This window comes from Cellulomonas sp. C5510 (assembly GCF_019797765.1).
Classification (GTDB): Bacteria; Actinomycetota; Actinomycetes; order Actinomycetales; family Cellulomonadaceae; genus Cellulomonas.
In genome coordinates this window covers 3,917,216-3,933,686 of the sequence record NZ_CP081862.1, presented here as the reverse complement: position 1 = coordinate 3,933,686, position 16,471 = coordinate 3,917,216, and the positions used below count along the sequence as shown (strand labels likewise).

Sequence of the window (16,471 nt, the reverse complement as noted above, 5' to 3'; positions counted from 1 at the left end):
CAGGGTAGGGGGCGCGGCTGGACGTCCGCCGGGGGGACGCTGGGCGAGGTCGGTCCGGTTCCGGTCCGGGCCTCGCGGAGTGGCGGGCCAGCCCGGGCCGAGCGGGTTGTGCCGCCGCCGTCGAGGTCCGTAGGTTCGCGGTCGTGACAGCCGTGATCGAGGTCGACCACGTCACCCGCCGCTACGGCACGGTGACCGCGCTGGACGACGTGTCCCTGACCGTCGGCGAGGGGGAGCTCGTCGGGCTGCTCGGCCCGAACGGTGCCGGCAAGTCGACTCTCCTGTCGCTGCTGGGCGGGCTGCGCCGACCGGACTCCGGCACGGTGCGGCTGTTCGGCGGCGACCCGCGGGACCCCGCGTCGCGCACCGGCCTCGGGACCACGCCGCAGGAGACGGGCCTGCCGTCGACGCTGCGCGTGGGTGAGGTCGTGGACCTGGTGGCCGGGCACTACCCGGACCCGATGCCGCGGGACGAGGTGCTGGAGAGGTTCGACCTGACGGGCCTCGCGCGCCGGCAGACCGGTGGCCTGTCGGGCGGGCAGCGGCGGAGGCTCGCGGTCGCGCTCTCCCTCGTGGGGCGCCCGCGGGTGGTGCTGCTGGACGAGCCGACGACCGGCCTGGACGTCGAGGCGCGGCACGTGCTGTGGCAGGCGCTGCGCGACTACCAGGCGGGCGGCGCCACGGTGGTCGTGACCAGCCACTACCTGGAGGAGATCGAGGCGCTCGCGCGGCGGGTGGTCGTCATCGGGTCCGGGCGGGTGCTGGTGGACGACACGCTGCCGGCGGTGCTGGCGATGGCGGCGGCGCGCCGGGTGCTCATCGAGCTGCCGCCCGCCGACGAGGCGCGGGTCGCCGCGCTGCCGGGCGTGCTGGACGTCCGTCACGAGGGCCGGCGGACCGTGCTGCTCGCGTCCGACGCGGACGCCGTCGTGCGAGACCTCGTGCGCGCCGACGTGCCGTTCCGCGACCTGGAGGTGCGCGGTGCGTCCCTCGAGGAGGCGTTCCTCGCGCTCACCGCCGACGGGCCGGACCGCCCACGGACGACCCCGGAGGAGGCGCGATGACCCCGCCCGCCGCCACGACCCGCCCGTGGCTCCGGCTCGCCTGGCTGCACACCCGGTTCCAGGTGCTGGAGACAGTGCGCGTCCCGATCGCCCTGATCGGCAACCTGCTGTTCCCGGGGCTGGCTCTGCTGTTCTTCGTGGTGCCGCAGCGGGCTGTCGCGGACGACCCGCTCGCGTCGGTCGGCGCGGTGGCCCAGCTCGGGACGTTCGCGGTGATGTCCGCGTGCCTGTTCACGCTCGGCGCCGGCGTGGCCGAGGACCGGCAGCTCGCGTTCGACCCGTACGTGCGGACGCTGCCGGCCGGTGCCGGGCCGCGGCTCGCGGGCCGGATCGCGAACGCCGTCCTGTTCTGCCTGCTGGCGCAGGTGCCGGTGGTGCTCATCGCGGTGCTGCTGACGTCGGCGTCGACCTCGCCCGGGCGCGCGCTCGGCGGGCTCGCCATGGTGCCCGTCGTCGCGGTGCCGTTCACGCTGCTCGGGCTGGCGATCGGGTACGCGCTGTCGTCGAAGGCGGCGATCGCCGTCGTGCAGGCGGTGCTGTTCCCGCTCGCGTTCGCCGGCGGCCTCTTCATGCCGCCGGAGATCTTCCCGCGGTGGCTCGACCTGATCTCGCAGGGCCTGCCCTCGAGGGCCGCGCGCGACCTGGTGGTGCAGGTGACCACCGGCGCGGAGGGCTCGCCCGCGGCGCTGCCGGTGCTCCTGGCGTGGACCGCGGTGTTCGGGGTGCTCGCGGTGGGCGCCTACCGCCGCGACGAGGGCCGCCGGTTCCGCTGACCGACGCCGCGACCCCGCGCGAGGGTCCTGTCTGCACGTCCCGCGTGGACTGCGATCGGTTCGCGTTCCCGGGGGGTCAGAACGAGGTGCGCCCTCAGGCGCGGGCGAGCGCCGCGACGGCCTCCGCGACCACGTCCGGGTCCGTGACCGTGTGGCCCGCCGCGCCGCCGCCGCCCGGCCCGCCGTCCCCCGCGACGGGGCGGCTCGCGGACAGGTGCACGGCGTCGACCCCGGCGGCGACGAGCGCCCCGATGTCGGCCGGCCGCACCCCGCCGCCGGCCATGACCTGCACGGCGCCCCGGGCGTGGTCGACCATCGCGGCGAGCCGCCGGACGCCGTCGATGCTGCGGGCCGCGCCGCCGGACGTCAGCACGCGCGTCACGCCGGCCGCCGCGAGCGCGTCGAGCACCGGCACCGGGTCCGCGACGGCGTCGACCGCCCGGTGGAACGTCACCTCGCGGCCGGCGGCCGCCTCCACGAGCGCGGCCAGCGCCCCGGCGTCCACCCGGTCGTCGTGCGTGAGGACGCCGACGACGACGCCGTCCGCCCCCGCGGCCACCGCGGCCCGGACGTCCCGCACCTGCACGTCGACCTCGGCCGCGTCGTAGACGAAGGACCCGGGCCGGGGCCGGACCAGCACGTGGACGCCGGTCGCGTGCGCGCCCCGGGCGGCGCGGGCGTCCCGCTCGGCGACGACCGCGGCGAGCAGGCCCGCGCTGGGCGTCAGCCCGCCGGTCGCGGCGAGCGCGACGCAGAGCTCGGCGCGCGCGGCACCCGCCCCGGCGGCGACGCGGTAGCCGGCGAGGTCCTGCACGGCGATCTCGAGCGCGGTGCGGCGGGCGGTGGGCGCGGGGTCCGGGGCCATGCCGCGAACGGTAGCGGCCCCACGCCCCGGTCCGGGCCCGACCGGACCCGGACCGGGGCGGCGTGTCAGGCGAAGCGGCGCAGGCGGAGCGAGTTGCCCACGACCAGCACCGAGGAGAACGCCATCGCGGCGCCCGCGATCATCGGGTTCAGGAGACCGAGCGCCGCGAGCGGGATGGCCGCGACGTTGTAGGCGAACGCCCAGAACAGGTTCTGCTTGATGATGCGCAGCGTGCTCCGCGACAGCCGGACGGCCTGCGGGGCGGACCGCAGGTCACCGCGGACGAGCGTCACGTCGGCGGCCTCGATGGCCACGTCCGTGCCGGTGCCCATCGCGAGCCCGAGGTCGGCGGTGGCGAGGGCGGCCGCGTCGTTGACGCCGTCGCCGACCATCGCGACCCGGCGCCCCTCGGACTGGAGCCGCGCGACGACGTCGACCTTGTCGGCCGGCAGCACCTCGGCGACCACGTCGGTCTCCGCGATGCCGACCTCCCGGGCGACCGCCCGGGCCGCGCCCGCGTTGTCGCCGGTCAGCAGGACGGGCCGCAGGCCGAGGTCCCGCAGCTCGGCGACGGCCTGCCGCGAGGTGGCCTTGACCGGGTCCCGCAGCACCAGCACGCCGCGCGCGGCACCGTCCCAGGCGGCGACCACGGCGGTCGCGCCGTCGGCCTCCGCGGCGTCGAACCGGGACGCGAGGTCCTGGTCCAGGGTGACGCCCTGCGCGGCGAGCCAGCGCGGCCGCCCGACGAGCACCCGGCGGGACAGGCCCACGCCGGCGTGCGCCGCACGGACGACGCCGCTGACGCCGTGGCCGGCCTCGGCCCGGAACTCGTGCACCTGGTCCGACCCGATGCCGACGCCGTCGGCGCCCACGGCAGCCGGCGCGGCGCCGGTGTCGTCGTCCGTCCCGTCGGCGGTCCGCGTCGCGGCGGTCCCCGTGGCGGCGGCCTCCGCCACGGCCCGGGCGATCGGGTGCTCGGCGAGCGCCTCGACCGCGCCGGCGAGCCGGAGCACCTCCGCGCGGTCCTCGCCCGCGGCCGGGAGCACGTCGACCAGCGCCATGCGCCCCTCGGTCACGGTGCCGGTCTTGTCGAGCACCACCGTGTCGACCGTGCGGGTCTGCTCGAGCGTCTCGGGGCCCTTGATGAGGACGCCGAGCTGCGCGCCGCGACCGGTGCCGACCAGCAGGGCGGTCGGCGTCGCGAGGCCCAGGGCGCAGGGGCAGGCGATGATCAGCACGGCCACGGCCGCGGTGAAGGCGGCCTGCGCGGACGCCCCCGTCGCCAGCCACACGCCGAGCGTCACGACGGCGAGCACCAGCACGACCGGCACGAACACCGCCGAGATCCGGTCCGCCAGCCGCTGCACCGGTGCCTTGCCCGTCTGGGCGGCCGCGACCAGGCGGCCGATCTGCGCCAGGCGGGTCTCGTCCCCGACGCGCGTCGCGCGGACCACGAGGTGGCCGCCCGTGTTGATGGTCGCGCCGACCACCTCGTCGCCCGGGCCGACGTCGACGGGCACGGGCTCGCCGGTCAGCAGGCTGGTGTCGACGGCGCTGGTGCCGGAGACGACGACGCCGTCCGTGGCGAGCTTCTCCCCGGGGCGGACGGCGAACTCGTCGCCGGCCCGCAGCCGGTCGACGGGCACGCGCTGCTCCGTGCGCCGGCCGTCGGGGCCGGTGACCAGCAGTGCGACGTCCTTCGCGCCGAGGTCGAGCAGGGCCCGCAGGGCGTCGCCCGCGCGGCGGCGGGAGCGGTGCTCGGCGTACCGGCCGGCCAGCAGGAACGTGGTGACGACGGCCGCGACCTCGAAGTACAGCTCGGGCATGTGCGCGCCCGTGCCGTCGTCGGCGGCCGGCCAGAGGGTCGGCGTCATGGTCATGCCGAGCGTCCCGGCCCCGCCGAGCAGCAGCGCCCACAGCGACCACCCGGTCGCCGCGACGATGCCGATCGACACCAGCGTGTCCATCGTGGACGCGCCGTGGCGGGCCGCGCGCACGGCGGCGCGGTGGAACGGCCAGGCCGCCCAGGTCGCGACGGGCAGGGCGAGCGCCGCGACGAGCCACTGCCAGCCGCGGAACTGCCAGGCGGGGACCATCGAGAGCAGCAGCACGGGCACCGTCAGGACGGTCGCGACCCGCAGCCGGCGGCGCAGGTCCGTGCCGCGGGCGTCGGTCGGGGCGGAGGTGTCCTCGTCCGGGTCCATGTCGTGCCCCGGCGCCATGGTGTGCCCGGAGAGGGCGTGCTCGCGCGGGTCCATGCCGGCGTGGTCGGCCGGCGCAGCGTGGGCGTGCGCGGCGTCGTGCCCGGCGCTGTGCCCGGCGTCGTGCGAGGTGTCGTGCGCGGGGCGGTGCGACGTCACGCGCGCGTCGTACCCCGCGGCGCGGACCGCCGCGACGAGCGCGTCGGTGTCCGGCACCGTGCCGTCCTCGGCGGGCGCGAGCTCCACGTGCGCGGACTCGAGCGCGAGGTTGACGGTGGCGCGGGCGCCCGGGACGCGGTTGAGCCGCTTCTCGACGCGGGCGACGCAGGACGCGCAGGTCATGCCCTCGACCGCGAGGTCGACGGTGCCGGCGGGCGCGACGGGCAGGCCGGCGCTGACGCCGGCGGTGGGGCGGGTGCCGTCGGCTGTCACAGCAGCGACCCCCGCGGGGTGACGGCGTAGCCGGCCTCGTCGACGGCGGCGGCGACCGCGGCGTCGGACAGCGGGGCGTCGGAGGTCACGGTCACGGGCGACGAGCCGCCGGCGACGAGCTGCACCTGCACGTCCGTGACGCCCGGGATCGCGGTGAGCTCCTCGGTGACGTGCCGCACGCAGTTGCCGCAGGTCATGCCGTCGACGGAGAACGTGGTGGTCTGGCTCATGGGGGTGTTCCTCTCGGTGTGCGGGTGTCAGGACCGGACGAGCCGGGCGATCGCCTCGGAGGCCTCGCGGACCTTCTCGGCCCCGGCCTCGGGCGACTGGCGGGCGGCGTCCACGACGCAGTGGCCCAGGTGGTCCTCGACCAACCCGATGCTCACCGCCTGGAGCGCCTTGGTGACGGCGGCGACCTGGGTGAGGACGTCGATGCAGTACACGTCCTCGTCGACCATGCGGGCGATGCCGCGCACCTGGCCCTCGATGCGCTTGAGGCGCTTGAGGTAGTCGTCCTTGTCGCTGGTGTAGCCGTGCATCGCGCTGCTCCCTGTCGTCGCGGGGGGTCGCGTGCGGGCCCCTCCGTCAGCACCCAACCGTATACCCCCCTGGGGTATTCCCGCACCGCCCGGCGCGGGTCCCCCGGACGCAGCGAGCGCGCCCTCCCGGCGGGGGAGGACGCGCTCGCTCGGCGGTCGGCCGCTGCGGGTCAGGCCAGGGCGCGCCAGGCCTCGCGCCGTGCGGCCTGCTCGTCCGGGTCCGGCACCGGCAGGGACGCCAGCAGCCGCCGGGTGTACTCCTCGCGCGGGCTGCCCAGCACCTGCTCGCCGGTGCCCTCCTCGACCAGCCGGCCGCGGTGCAGCACCGCGATCCGGTCGGCGAGCAGGTCGACCACGGCGAGGTCGTGGCTGATGAACAGGCAGGCGAACCCGAGGCTCTCCTGCAGCTCCGCGAACAGCTCCAGCACCCGCGCCTGCACCGACACGTCCAGGGCGGACGTCGGCTCGTCGGCGATGAGCAGCTCCGGGTCCAGCGCGAGCGCCCGGGCGAGCGACGCGCGCTGCCGCTGCCCGCCGGACAGCTCGTGCGGGAACCGGTCGCCGTACGCGCGGGGCAGCTGCACGGACTCCAGCAGCTCGTCCACGCGCGGGCGCGCCGCGCGGGCGTCGTCCGCCCGGCCGTGCACCACCAGCGGCTCGGCCACGCACTCCGCGATGGTGAGCAGCGGGTTGAACGACGTCGCCGGGTCCTGGAACACGAACCCGATGCGCGGCCGGATCGGGCGCAGCGCGCGCTCCTTGACGCCGTTCATCTCGACGCCCAGCACCTGCAGCGACCCGCCGGTGACCCGCGTCAGCCCGGCGATGGCCCGGCCGATCGTGGTCTTGCCGGAGCCCGACTCGCCGACCAGGCCGACCACCTCGCCCGGGCGGATCGCCAGCGAGACGCCGTCGACGGCCCGGAACCCGGGCTGCCGGAGCCGGCCCGGGTAGGTGATCTCCAGGTCGCGCGCCTCGACCACCGGCGTCGCCGAGGCCCAGCCCTCGGGGCGCGCCTCGGCGCGGGCCCGGGCGTGCGCGCCGCCCTGCCCGATCCGCGGCACCGCGTCCAGCAGCGCCCGCGTGTACGGGTGCGCCGGTGCGGAGAAGAGCTGCCGCACGGGCGCCTGCTCGACGATCTCGCCCTGGTACATCACGGCGACCGTGTCGGCGAGGTCGGCGACGACACCCATGTTGTGCGTGATGAGCACGACGGCGGCGCCGAACTCGTCCCGGCAGCGCCGGATGAGGTCGAGGATCTCGGCCTGCACCGTCACGTCGAGGGCCGTGGTCGGCTCGTCGGCGATGATCACGCCGGGGTCGAGCACGAGCGCCTGCGCGATGACGATGCGCTGCTTCTGCCCGCCGGAGAACTGGTGCGGGTAGTGGTCGACCCGGTGCTCCGGGTCGGGGATGCCGACCTTGCGCAGGATCTCGACGGCCTTCGCCCGGGCGTCGGCCCGGCTGATCCGCCCGTGGGCGCGCAGACCCTCGATGATCTGCCAGCCCACCGGGTACACCGGGTTCAGGGCGGTCGACGGCTCCTGGAACACCATGGCGGCGTCCCGGCCGCGGACCTGCCGCAGCGCCGCGCCGCCCAGCGAGGTGACGTCCGAGCGGGTCGTGCCGTCCCGGGACGACAGGACGACGGCACCGCGGGCGGTGGCGGTCGACGGCAGCAGGCCCAGGATCGTCTTCGCGGTGACCGACTTGCCGCTGCCGGACTCGCCGACCACGGCCAGCACCTCGCCGGCGTGGACGGTCAGCGACACCCCGTCGACCGCGCGGACGTCGCCCGCGTCGGTCGCGAAGGACACGGACAGGTCGGTGATCTCGACGACCGGCGCGGCGTCGCCGCGGGGTGCGCCGGTCTGCGGTTCCGCGGTCATCGGGCGTCCTCCGTCCCGGGCTCGAGGCCCGTCACCCCGCCCGGTGCGGTCAGCGCGCCGCCGGGGACGACCGAGGTCGCCGCCACGTCGCCGCCGACGTCGGCCGCGGCGCGGCGGGTGCGCAGCCGCGGGTCGGCCAGGTCGTTGAGGGACTCGCCGACCAGGGTGATGCCCAGCACGGACAGCACGATCGCGACGCCCGGGAACACGGAGGTCCACCAGATGCCGGACGTGACGTCCGCGATCGCGCGGTTCAGGTCGTAGCCCCACTCCGCGGCCTGCGTCGGCTCGATGCCGAAGCCCAGGAACCCGAGCCCGGCGAGCGTGAGGATGGCCTCCGACGCGTTCAGCGTGATGATGAGCGGCAGCGTGCGGGTCGCGTTGCGCAGCACGTGCACGAACATGATCCGGCCGTTGCCCGCCCCGATGACGCGCGCGGACTCGACGAACGCCTCGGACTTGATGCGGATCGTCTCGGCGCGCACCACCCGCAGGTACTGGGGCGTGAAGACCACCATGATCGACAACGCCGCCGCCAGCACGCCGCCGATCATGTCGGCCTGGCCGCCGCTGATGACGATGGCCAGCACGATCGCGAGCAGCAGGGACGGGAACGCGTAGATCGCGTCCGCGACCACGACGAGCACCCGGTCGAGCCAGCCGCCGAAGTAGCCGGACACCAGGCCGAGCAGCACGCCGAGGAACAGCGAGGCCGCGATGGCGATGACGATGACGAGCACCGCGGTGCGCGAGCCCCAGATGACGCGGGAGAGCACGTCGTAGCCGCCGACGGTGGTGCCGAGCAGGTGCTCGGCGGACGGCGGCTGCTGCGCGCCGAACGGCCCGTCGGCGCCGCGGAGCTGCGCGAAGCCGTAGGGCGCCAGGAGCGGCGCGAGGAGAGCGGTGAGCAGCAGCAGCCCGGTCAGCACGAGGCCCGTGACGAGCATCCCGCGCTGCAGTCCGACGCTCTGGCGCAGCTGGTGGACGACGGGCAGCGAGCGCCAGGTGCGCCGGGCCCGCCCGCCCTCGGTGGTGGCGGTCGCCATGTCAGTACCTCACCCTCGGGTCGATCAGCGCGGCGATCACGTCGACCAGGAAGTTCGTCACGGCGACGATCACGGCGAGCATGACGACGATGCCCTGCACGGCCACGAAGTCGCGGGCCTGGAGGTACTCCGAGATCTGGAAGCCGAGGCCGCGCCACTCGAACGTCGTCTCCGTGAGCACCGCGCCCACCAGCAGCATCGCGATCTGCATGCCGATGACGGTGACGATCGGGATCAGCGCGGGGCGGTAGGCGTGCTTGCGCAGCAGCCGCGACTCCCGCACGCCGCGCGACCGCGCGGCGTCCACGTAGCCCGAGCCGAGCGTGCCGATGACGTTGGTGCGCACCAGGCGCAGGAACACCCCGGCGGTCAGCAGGCCGAGCGTGACCGCCGGCAGGATCGCGTGCTGCAGGACGTCGACGACGACGTCCGGGTTGCCGGTGCGGATCGCGTCGATCAGGTAGATGCCCGTCGGGTCGTCGAGGCGCCGCATCGCGATCTCCGAGCGGGTCGAGGCCCGCCCCGCGACGGGCAGCCAGTCGAGCTGCACGGAGAAGATCAGCTTGAGCAGCAGGCCGGCGAAGAACACCGGCGTGGCGTAGCAGGCGATCGCGAACACCCGCAGCAGCGCGTCCGGCACCCGGTCGCGGAAGTACGCGGCGGCCAGGCCCAGCGGGATGCCGACGACGAACGCGACGATCAGGGCGTAGAACGCGAGCTCGAGGGTCGCGGTGCCGAACGTCGTCAGCACCTCGGTGACCGGGCGCGTGTCGCTCAGCGTGGTGCCGAAGTCGCCGCGCAGCAGGTCGCCGAGGTACTCGACGTACTGCACGAGCACGGGCCGGTCGTAGCCGGCCTGGTGGATCCGCTCGGCGAGCTGGGCCGCCGGCAGCCGGCCGCCCTGCGCCGCGGTGATCGGGTCGCCGGTGGCCCGCATCAGCAGGAAGACGACGGTCACGAGGATGAAGACCGTCGGGATGATGAGCAGGAAGCGGACCAGGAGGTAGCGGCCGAGGCCGCCCCCGCCCGAGCGCCGCCGCGCCCGCTGGGTGGACGGCGTGTCGCCGTCGGCGGACGGCAGGCCGGTGGGCTGCTGCGGTCCGGTCACGGAGGTGGAGGTCATGTCTCTCGCTCTGATCGCCCGTGACGCCCGGCGCGGGCCGCTCGCGTGGAGCGACCCGCGCCGGGGGCCGGGTGGGGGCGGTGCGTCAGCCGATGGCCAGCGCGCCGTAGCGGAACTTGAAGGACGCGTCGAGGGTGTCCTCGGCGCCGGTCACGTCGGTGCCGACCACGGCCACCTGCGCGCCCTGGAGGTACGGGACCGTCGACAGGTCCTGGGCCACCGCGTCCTGGATCTGCTCGATGAGCGCGGTGCGCTCGCCGGCGTCGGCGGTGACGGCCTGCTGCAGGATCAGGTCGTTCACCTCCTGGTTGTCGTAGTGGTTGCCCAGGAAGTTGTCCGTGAGGAAGAACGGCGTCAGGTAGTTGTCCGCGTCGGAGTAGTCCGGGAACCAGCCGAGCTGGTAGGCCGGGTAGACGTCGGTCGTGCGGTCCTTGGCGTACTGCACCCACTCGGTGGTCTGCAGGTCGACCGAGAACAGCCCGGTGGCCTCGAGCTGGTCCTTGATCAGCGCGTACTCCTCGCCGGAGGACGGGCCGTAGTGGTCGTTGCTGTACTGCAGCGACAGCTGGACCGGGGTCTCGACGCCCGCGGCCTCGAGGCGCTCGGCCGCCTTGTCGGCGTCCGGGCCGCCGTCGCCGTCGCCGTACAGCGGCTTGAGCGACTCGGTGGCACCCGTGAGGCCCTCGGGGACGAACGAGTACAGCGGCGTGTAGGTGCCCTTGTAGACCTGGTCGGCGATCTCGTCGCGGTCGATCAGGTCGGCGACCGCCTGGCGGACGGCCAGCGCCTTGGCCTCGTCGGCCTCCGGCGTGGTGGCGCCGTACGGCTGGGTGTCGAAGTTGAAGACGATGTAGCGGATCTCGCCGCCCGGGCCGTCGACGACCTTGACGTTGTCGTCACCGCGCAGGTCCTCGACGTCGGTGGCCGACAGGCTGCGGAACGCGACGTCCACGTTGCCCTGCTGCACGTCGAGCTTCAGGTTCGAGGCGTCGGTGTAGTACTGGACCGTCACCTCCTCGTTCTTCGGCGCGCCGAGCAGGCCCTGGTAGTCCGGGTTGGCCTGGTACACCACCAGGTCGTTCTGGCTGAAGTCCGTGATCGTGTACGGGCCGGCGAACGCCTCGCCCGCGACGATGTCGTCGTCCGGCGTCAGTGCGTCGGCGGCGAACACGTCCTCGTCCACGATCGGGCCCGCGGGGCTCGACAGGATCTGCGGGAACACCTGGTCGTCCTCGGACTTCAGGTGGAAGACGACGGTGGTGTCGTCCGGCGCGTCGACGCTGTCGAGGTTGTACAGCAGCGAGCCGGGGCCGTTGCCGCCGTCCGCGCCGGACTCGAAGATCGCGAGCTGCCGGTCGAAGGTGAACTTCACGTCGGACGAGGTCAGCTCGTTGCCGTTCGCGAAGGTCAGGCCCTCCTTGAGGGTGACGGTGTACTCGGTCGGGGAGGTGAACTCGGCCGACTCGGCGATGTCCGGCTCGACGTCCGGGCTGCCGAACGGCGTGTTCATGAGGAACGGGTAGACCTGGTTCATCACCGCGAACGACCCGTTGTCGTACGAGCCGGCCGGGTCGATCGTCGTGATCTTGTCCGTCGTGCCGATGAGCAGCGCGCCGCCCGCGCTGTCGCCGCCGCCGTCGGTCTCGTCGTCGCCGCCCGAGCCGCCGCTGCACGCGGCGAGGACGAGTGCGGTGGCGACCAGACCGGCGCCGGCTGCCAGGCCGCGTCGGCGGCCGTGGGGAACCGCAGTCATGCGTGTACCTCTTCCCTGAGTGGAGCCCCTGCCCGCCGTCACGGCGGCGGTGTCTGTCTCGCGTGCCGAGCACATGTGCCCGCAACGTGGGACATAGGACTAGCACAGTGTGTGCGTTCACAGGACATCCGCGTGTAACGGGCGGATTGCGGTCCGGTCACGGTGCAGGTCAGCGCTCTGAACCCGTTCCGGGGCCGTCCGGCCTGCGACCCGCCCCGCCGCGCGTCCGCCCGCGCGCGCCCGCCTCGCCCCGTCCGCCCACGCCCGCCCCGACCAGCCGTCGAGATTGCAGCAGATGCGGGGTTCAGGCGCGCGAAGCCGGCATCTGCTGCAACCTCGACCAGGCGAGGCGCGGGTCGGGTGAGCGGGCGCGGGTCGGGTGAGCGCGGGCGGGTCGGGTGAGCGCGGGTCGGTCAGGCGGTGGGCGGGGTGGCCTGCGCGGCGGCGCGGGCCGCCGCGGGGAGCGCGGACACGACGCGGTCGAGCGCCGCGTCGTCGTGGGCGGCGGACACGAACCACGCCTCGAACGCCGACGGCGGCGCGTACACCCCGTCACGCAGCAGGCTGTGGAAGAACGCCGGGTAGCGCCACGCCTCGGAGGCGAGCACCTGCGCGTAGTCCCGCGCGCCCGCGTCCGTGCCGAGCACCGTGGAGAACAGGTTGCTCGCGTGCTGCACCGCGTGCGCGACCCCCGCGGCCTGGAACGCCTCGTCGACGGCCTCGCGCAGCACGGCGGCGGCCCGGTCCACGCGGGCGTACACGGCGTCGTCCGCCAGCCGCAGCGTGGCCAGGCCCGCCGCGGTGGCGACGGGGTTCCCGGACAGCGTGCCCGCCTGGTAGACGGGTCCGGTCGGCGCCAGCGCGTCCATGACGGCCGCCGGGCCCCCGAGCGCCGCGACGGGCATGCCGCCGCCGACGACCTTGCCGAACGTCAGCAGGTCCGGGCTCCAGCCCTCGCGCTGCGCCTCCAGGCCCCACCAGCCGGCCGGGCCGACGCGGAAGCCGGTCAGCACCTCGTCCTGGATGAGCAGGGCGCCGTGCGCGTGGGCGATCCGGGCGAGCGCGGCGTTGAAGCCGGGCTCCGGCGGGACGACGCCCATGTTCGCGGGCGCCGCCTCGGTGATGATCGCCGCGATGGTCGGGCCGTGCTCCGCGAACGCCGCCTCGACGGCCGGCAGGTCGTGGTACGGCAGCACGATCGTCTCGGCGGCGACGGACGCGGGCACCCCGGCCGAGCCGGGCAGGGCCAGCGTGGCGACGCCCGACCCCGCTGCCGCCAGCAGGCCGTCCGAGTGGCCGTGGTAGCAGCCGGCGAACTTCACGACGCGGTCCCGGCCGGTCACCCCGCGGGCGAGCCGGATCGCGGTCATCGTCGCCTCGGTGCCGGTGGACACCAGCCGCAGCCGCTCGACGACGGGCACGCGCGCCCGCACGGCCTCCGCGAGCTCGACCTCCGCGAGGGTGGGCGCGCCGAACGACAGCCCGCGCCCGGCCGCCTCCCGCACGGCCTCGACGACCTCCGGGTGCGCGTGGCCGAGGATCGCCGGCCCCCACGACCCGACGAGGTCGACGTACTCACGGCCGTCCACGTCGGTGACGTAGGCGCCGCGCGCCGAGGCCACGAACCGGGGCGCCCCGCCGACCGAGCCGAACGCCCGCACCGGCGAGCTCACCCCGCCCGGGATGACGCCCTGCGCCCGCTCGAACAGCTCCTCCGACGAGGTCATCGCCACTCCTCCCGGAGCCAGTGGGCCAGCTCCACGGCCCAGTACGTCAGGACCTGGTCCGCGCCGGCGCGGCGGATGCCCAGCACCGACTCGGTGATCGCCCGCCGGCGGTCCAGCCAGCCCTGCGCGGCGGCCGCCTCGACCATCGCGTACTCGCCGGACACCTGGTACGCCGCCACGGGCACCGTGCTCGCGGCGGCCACGTCGGCGAGCACGTCGAGGTACGCCCCGGCGGGCTTCACCATGACGACGTCGGCGCCCTCCGCGATGTCGAGCGCCACCTCGTGCAGCGCCTCGCGGCGGTTGCCGGGGTCCATCTGGTAGGTCCGGCGGTCGCCGTCGAGCGTCGACTCCACGGCGTCCCGGAACGGCCCGTACAGCACGCTCGCGTACTTCGCGGCGTAGGCCAGCACGGCGACGTCGGTCCGCCCGGCGGAGTCGAGGACGTCCCGGATCACGCCGACCTGGCCGTCCATCATGCCGCTGGGCGCGACCATGTGGGCGCCCGCGTCCGCCTGCGCGAGGGCCATCTCGGCGTACCGCACCAGCGTGGCGTCGTTGTCGACCACGCCGTCGGCCGTCAGCACGCCGCAGTGCCCGTGGTCGGTGAACTCGTCGAGGCACAGGTCGGCCTGGATCACCAGGGCGTCCCCCACCTCGGCGCGGACGTCCGCGAGCGCCACGTTGAGGATGCCGTCGGGGTCGGTGGCGCCCGACCCGACGGCATCACGGGCCAGCGGCACGCCGAACAGGTTCACACCGCCGACGCCCGCGGCCGCGGCCTCGACCACCGCGCGGCGCAGGGAGTCGCGCGTGTGCTGGACGACGCCCGGCATCGACGCGATCGGCTGCGGCTCGGCGAGGCCCTCCTTGACGAAGAGCGGCAGGACCAGCTCGGCGGGGTGCAGGCGGGTCTGGGAGACCGAGCGGCGCATCGCCGCCGTCGCGCGCAGGCGACGGGGCCTGACGCGGCCGGGCCGCGATGCCGCGACGGCGGCCTCGGCGGCACCCGCCGGGACGGTGCCGGTCGTCGTGCCGGTGGTGCCGGACGTGCCGGCGGCGCCGGACGTGCCGGCGGCGCCGGTGCTGCCGGGCGTGCTGCCGCCGTGGTCGTCGAGGCTCGTCATGCGTGCCCTCCGTCGGGGTCGGCCGCCCGGGGTGCGGCGGCGGTGCGGGGCTCCGGGGACGGACCCGCCGGGTGGACGGGGCCCGTCGGCGGGGCGGGGATCGGGGGTGGGGTGGGCGACGTGGCCGCGGCGGGCGGAGCGGCCCGCGCGACCACCGCGGCCGCCAGCGCCGCGACGAGGTCGCCCGGCGTCTGGTGCTCGGCCACGGCGGCGACGCTCAGGCCGGCGCGGCGCGCCTCGGCCGCGGTCGAGTCGCCGATGCAGCAGACGATCGTCCCGGGGGGCGGCGCGCCCAGCATGGTCAGCAGGTTGCGCGCGGTGCTGCCGGACGTCAGCAGGACGGCGTCCACCTCGCCGGCGGCCCAGGCGTCGCGCACCTCGGGCTCCGGGGCGGGCCCGGGCACGGTGCGGTACGTCGTCACGACGTCGACGGGCCAGCCGCGCGCGGCGAGGCCGTCGGCGAGCGTCGGGGCGGCGAGGTCGCCGAGCGGCAGCAGCACACGCTGCGGTTCGCCGCCCGCGGGCGGCCACGCGGCGAGCAGGGCGACGGCGGACGATCGGCCGGTCGGCACGAGGTCCACCCGGACGCCCGCCTCCCGCAGCGCCCGCGCGGTCGACCCTCCGACCGCCGCGACCCGGGCGCCGGCGAGCAGCCCGGCGAGCGTGTGGCCGGTCTCGTCGGCGCGGTCCACCAGCACGGGCACCGCCGCGGCGCTGGTCACGGCCACCCAGCCGTAGTAGCCGACCTCCAGCGCCAGCAGGGCGTCGTCGAGCTCGGTGGGGTCGTGCGGCGGCACCGTCTGGATCAGGGGGACGACGACGGGCTCCGCGCCCGCCGCGCGCAGTGCGATGACCAGCGGGTCCGGTCCGGCGGTCTCCCGGGGGACCAGCACCCGCAGGCCGTCGAGGCCGGTCACGCGGCCAGCCCCGCGAGCGCGGCGGCGCCCGCCTCGAGCAGCTCCTCCGCGAGCCGGGTGCCGAGAGCCGCGGCGGCGAGAGCCGTCCCCGCCGGGTCGTCGGCGGGCGCAGCCGGGAGCGGGGCGGAGCCGGCACGGCGCAGGGACGCGGTGCCGTCCGGGCGGAGCACCACCGCCTCCAGGCGCAGGACGTCGTCCCGCCCGAGCTCGGCGTGCGCCCCGACGGGGGCCGCGCAGCCCGCCTCCAGGCGGTTGAGGAGCGCCCGCTCGGCCAGCACGGCGAGGTGGGTGGGTCGGTGGTCGAGCGCGGACAGCGCCCGGCCGAGCGGCCCGTCGCCCGCCGCGTCGGACGCCCGCACCTCGACGGCGAGCGCGCCCTGCGCCGGCGCGGGCGTCATGACGTCGAGCGGCAGCGCGTCCGTCACGGCGTCCAGGCGTCCCAGCCGCGCGAGGCCGGCGCGGGCGAGCACCACGGCGTCGAGGTCGTCCTCGATGCGACGCAGCCGGGTGTCGACGTTCCCGCGGATGTCCACGACCACCAGGTCGGGGCGGGCGGCCCGCAGCTGGGCGGCGCGACGCGGTGACCCCGTGCCGACCGCGGCGCCCTCCGGCAGCGTGGCGAGGGTGCGGCCGTCGCGGGCGCACAGCGCGTCGCGCGGGTCCTCGCGCACGGGGACCGCCGCGACGACCAGGCCCGGCGCGGGTGCGGTGGGGAGGTCCTTGAACGAGTGCACGGCGACGTCGCACCGGCCGTCGAGCAGCGCGTCGCGGAGGGCCGTCACGAAGACCCCGGTGCCCCCGAGCGTCGCGAGCGAGCCGGTCAGCCGGTCGCCGTCGGTCCGGACCCGCACCAGCTCGTGGTCGCCCGCGCCGAGAGCCGTGAGGGCGTCCGCCACGTGGCCGGTCTGGGTGAGCGCGAGCGCGCTCGCGCGGGTGCCGACACGGACAGCGGGGGACATGCCCCCAGTCTCGGTCACCTCCGGAGGGGTTGTCGAAACCGGTCGCGGGCGGTCCG

Annotated in this window: 14 protein-coding genes; 2 read left to right on the top strand and 12 right to left on the bottom strand. The window is 75.9% G+C overall.

Annotated elements, in window-relative coordinates; genetic code table 11:
* The first annotated feature begins 143 nt into the window (after positions 1 to 143).
* Both K5O09_RS17950 and K5O09_RS17945 read left to right on the top strand, forming a co-directional pair.
* Positions 144 to 1,064 (top strand): ABC transporter ATP-binding protein, encoded by a 921-nt coding sequence (locus tag K5O09_RS17950; protein ID WP_222170803.1) that lies wholly within the window; start codon positions 144 to 146, stop codon positions 1,062 to 1,064.
* Positions 1,061 to 1,837: an ABC transporter permease gene (locus tag K5O09_RS17945; protein WP_222170802.1), complete on the top strand. Its 777-nt coding sequence runs from the start codon at positions 1,061 to 1,063 to the stop codon at positions 1,835 to 1,837. The genes K5O09_RS17950 and K5O09_RS17945 overlap by 4 nt, the downstream gene beginning before the upstream one ends.
* A gap of 94 nt (positions 1,838 to 1,931) precedes the next feature.
* On the opposite strand, the gene K5O09_RS17940 is transcribed toward K5O09_RS17945, so the two are convergent.
* The 12 genes from K5O09_RS17940 to hemC form a co-directional block, all read right to left on the bottom strand.
* Positions 1,932 to 2,702 (bottom strand): copper homeostasis protein CutC, encoded by a 771-nt coding sequence (locus K5O09_RS17940; protein WP_222170801.1) that lies wholly within the window; start codon positions 2,700 to 2,702, stop codon positions 1,932 to 1,934.
* Positions 2,703 to 2,767: 65 nt separating this feature from the next.
* Positions 2,768 to 5,245, bottom strand: coding sequence for a cation-translocating P-type ATPase (locus K5O09_RS17935; protein ID WP_222172898.1), 2,478 nt, complete (start codon positions 5,243 to 5,245; stop codon positions 2,768 to 2,770).
* 86 nt (positions 5,246 to 5,331) lie between these two features.
* The gene (locus tag K5O09_RS17930; protein WP_222170800.1) at positions 5,332 to 5,565 is read right to left on the bottom strand and encodes a heavy-metal-associated domain-containing protein; all 234 of its coding nucleotides are present in this window, start codon (positions 5,563 to 5,565) and stop codon (positions 5,332 to 5,334) included.
* 27 nt (positions 5,566 to 5,592) lie between these two features.
* Positions 5,593 to 5,874, bottom strand: coding sequence for a metal-sensitive transcriptional regulator (locus tag K5O09_RS17925; protein WP_122150577.1), 282 nt, complete (start codon positions 5,872 to 5,874; stop codon positions 5,593 to 5,595).
* 170 nt (positions 5,875 to 6,044) lie between these two features.
* Positions 6,045 to 7,763 carry an ABC transporter ATP-binding protein gene (locus tag K5O09_RS17920; protein WP_222170799.1) on the bottom strand — a complete coding sequence of 573 codons (1,719 nt, stop codon included), beginning with the start codon at positions 7,761 to 7,763 and terminating at the stop codon, positions 6,045 to 6,047.
* On the bottom strand, positions 7,760 to 8,809 hold the full coding sequence (locus K5O09_RS17915) for an ABC transporter permease (protein ID WP_222170798.1): 1,050 nt from the start codon (positions 8,807 to 8,809) through the stop codon (positions 7,760 to 7,762). The genes K5O09_RS17920 and K5O09_RS17915 overlap by 4 nt, the downstream gene beginning before the upstream one ends.
* 1 nt (position 8,810) lies before the next feature.
* Positions 8,811 to 9,932, bottom strand: coding sequence for an ABC transporter permease (locus tag K5O09_RS17910; RefSeq protein WP_222170797.1), 1,122 nt, complete (start codon positions 9,930 to 9,932; stop codon positions 8,811 to 8,813).
* Positions 9,933 to 10,017: 85 nt separating this feature from the next.
* Positions 10,018 to 11,685 carry an ABC transporter substrate-binding protein gene (locus K5O09_RS17905; RefSeq protein WP_222170796.1) on the bottom strand — a complete coding sequence of 556 codons (1,668 nt, stop codon included), beginning with the start codon at positions 11,683 to 11,685 and terminating at the stop codon, positions 10,018 to 10,020.
* Positions 11,686 to 12,098: 413 nt separating this feature from the next.
* Entirely contained in the window at positions 12,099 to 13,412 is a 1,314-nt protein-coding gene (gene hemL / locus K5O09_RS17900) for a glutamate-1-semialdehyde 2,1-aminomutase (RefSeq protein WP_222170795.1), read from the bottom strand.
* Positions 13,409 to 14,539: a porphobilinogen synthase gene (gene hemB, locus K5O09_RS17895; RefSeq protein WP_222170794.1), complete on the bottom strand. Its 1,131-nt coding sequence runs from the start codon at positions 14,537 to 14,539 to the stop codon at positions 13,409 to 13,411. The genes hemL and hemB overlap by 4 nt, the downstream gene beginning before the upstream one ends.
* Positions 14,536 to 15,456, bottom strand: a complete 921-nt coding sequence (locus K5O09_RS17890; RefSeq protein ID WP_222170793.1) for a uroporphyrinogen-III synthase — start codon at positions 15,454 to 15,456, stop codon at positions 14,536 to 14,538. Before K5O09_RS17890 ends, hemB begins: the two co-directional genes overlap by 4 nt.
* Positions 15,453 to 16,415: a hydroxymethylbilane synthase gene (gene hemC, locus K5O09_RS17885; RefSeq protein WP_222170792.1), complete on the bottom strand. Its 963-nt coding sequence runs from the start codon at positions 16,413 to 16,415 to the stop codon at positions 15,453 to 15,455. Before hemC ends, K5O09_RS17890 begins: the two co-directional genes overlap by 4 nt.
* Positions 16,416 to 16,471 lie beyond the last annotated feature (56 nt).